Genomic DNA, 2,171 nt, shown 5'->3' on the forward strand with positions numbered 1-2,171 from the left:
CAAGAGCGTCGACGTCGAGATCGAACGGCTGTACCGCATCGCCGCCGAAAACGACCACTACAAGGCCAATATCAACCTGCAGAACGGCGCGATGCGCCAACATTTCAAGCTCCATGGCCATGAACACTTGCGCTTGAGCCAACACCTAATCGACGCCGGTGTTGCCACGGGATATTACTTCGTGGGGATCTTCTTGCAGCAGGGCTCGGCTGGGTTGAAACAGGATTCGGAAATGGCCTTGCGTTACTACCGTAAGGCTGCTGACCAGGGAAATGCTCAGGCGCAATACTACGTAGGAGAAAAATTGGCACCGAGCGACATCGCTCCGAAAGTCGCGCTCGATATGTATCGTTGCGCTGCCCAGCAAGGGCATGGCAAGGCAGCCGTCATGCTATCGATTTATCTTAGGGATGATAAAAAATATACAGACGCAATTGAGGTTTTACAGATGGGCGTTGCCGGAGGCGGTGAGAGCGCCGCGAGTCGCTTGAAGGAAGCATTTCAAAATCATCCTTCCATTAATACGATGTACTACCTCGGGCAACAAGAAGACCCTGAACGCTCCGAACGCTATGAAAAAATCTGGCGAATACTCGCGAGAGCTTCCTACGCGAACCCCACAGTCCCCGAAATCAACGAAATCGTCCCTTTACCCCCGGCGAAGCTTCCAGCCTGGGATGGCAAGCTCCAATGGCTCGAAGCACGCCGGGCCAACGTCCCACCGGAAAAGCCCAGCCAAGCGCTGATCAACCAGCTGTCCAAGGCCAAACTCCTGGACCCGGCCACCGGCCGAGGACTTCCGGGTTCACCCGCATTCAGCCAGGCTCATTTATCCGCACCGTACTGCTATAGCGGTCAAGTCTGCCCGGTAAGTGGGTACTGGCAGGTTGGCTGGCTACCTCACCACCATTCAGTCAAGGACGGCAACGGCATTCGGTATTTCGAGCAGGGCGTGATCTTGCCCAAGCAACTGGTCGAACGTTACCAGCCACGCATCTGGCCCTTCTCCGACAAGATCACACGATCTGAGCAAGCGGTTAAATGGTGCCTGCTCGGATGAGAAATCCAGCTCAAACAGGACAGTAACGCCCTGCTTCCCATGAAATGAAAAAGCGAGCTTGCGAATAACCCAAAGGTGGGGACGCTCTGCGTCCCGCTGTCGACACCTGCGCAATGCTGACGCGGAGCCTCACGGGATGCATGCCCACGCAGAGCGTGGGAACAATCAGTAAAGAAGGATGCGCCATGTGCTTCGCTCATCGATTTTTATTACAACAAAGCCTCCCTAAGGATCTCGACTGATGCGTCTCGTGCTCTTGCTTTTGTGCCTGCTGCTGGCTGCTTGTGATAGCCGCAGTGCCTTTACCTATATGAAAAAGAACCCTCATGTGAATCCGCTCGCCGACATCAAGGCCAATTTCGCCTTTGCCTGCGCCCACGAAAAAATACCTCCCCCCTCAGCCGAAACAGATGTGCTGTTCCAATACGCCCGCTGGTTGCAGAAGAACAATCAGCTAAAGCAAGACAAGAGCGTCGACGTCGAGATCGAACGGCTGTACCGCATCGCCGCCGAAAACGACCACTACAAGGCCAATATCAACCTGCAGAACGGCGCGATGCGCCAGCATTTCAAGCTCCATGGCCATGAACACTTGCGCTTGAGCCAACGACTTATCGACGCCGGTGTTGCCACGGGATATTACTTTGTGGGGATCTTCTTGCAGCAAGGTTCCGCAGGGTTGAAACAGGACTCGGAAATGGCTTTGCGTTACTACCGCAAGGCTGCTGATCAAGGTAGTGCCCTAGCGCAATACTATGTGGGGGACAAACTGGCTCCTAGCGATGTTGCCCCGGATGTCGCTCGGCAAATGCTTCGCTGCGCTGCCGAGCAAAGACATGGTGAGGCGGCTGTGGATCTGGGTGTGAATCTCAAAGGAAAGGGTCAGTACCAAGAAGCACTCGAAGTATTCCAACTCGGTGTCGCGGGGGGCGATGAGACAGCGGCTTCTTTCTTGAAGCATGGCTTTCGGGGTCCCGAGCCTGACAATCAGCTGTATTACCTGGGCCAACAGGAAGACCTCGAACGCGCCGAACGCTATGAAAAAATCTGGCGAATACTCGCGAGAGCTTCCTACGCGAACCCCACAGTCCCCGAAATCAACGAAATCGTC

Annotated in this window: 2 protein-coding genes; both read left to right on the plus strand. The window is 54.9% G+C overall.

Going from position 1 to position 2,171, the window contains the following annotated elements; genetic code table 11:
• On the plus strand, positions 1-1,060 hold a 1,060-nt coding region (locus SOP85_RS30900; RefSeq protein WP_323629391.1), incomplete at its 5' end, for an SEL1-like repeat protein.
• 241 nt (positions 1,061-1,301) lie between these two features.
• The coding region (locus SOP85_RS30905; RefSeq protein WP_323629392.1) for a tetratricopeptide repeat protein at positions 1,302-2,171 on the plus strand (870 nt) is incomplete at its 3' end.

It is taken from the genome of Pseudomonas sp. YuFO20, assembly GCF_035064975.1.
In the GTDB taxonomy this organism is placed as follows: domain Bacteria; phylum Pseudomonadota; class Gammaproteobacteria; order Pseudomonadales; family Pseudomonadaceae; genus Aquipseudomonas; species Aquipseudomonas putida_AE.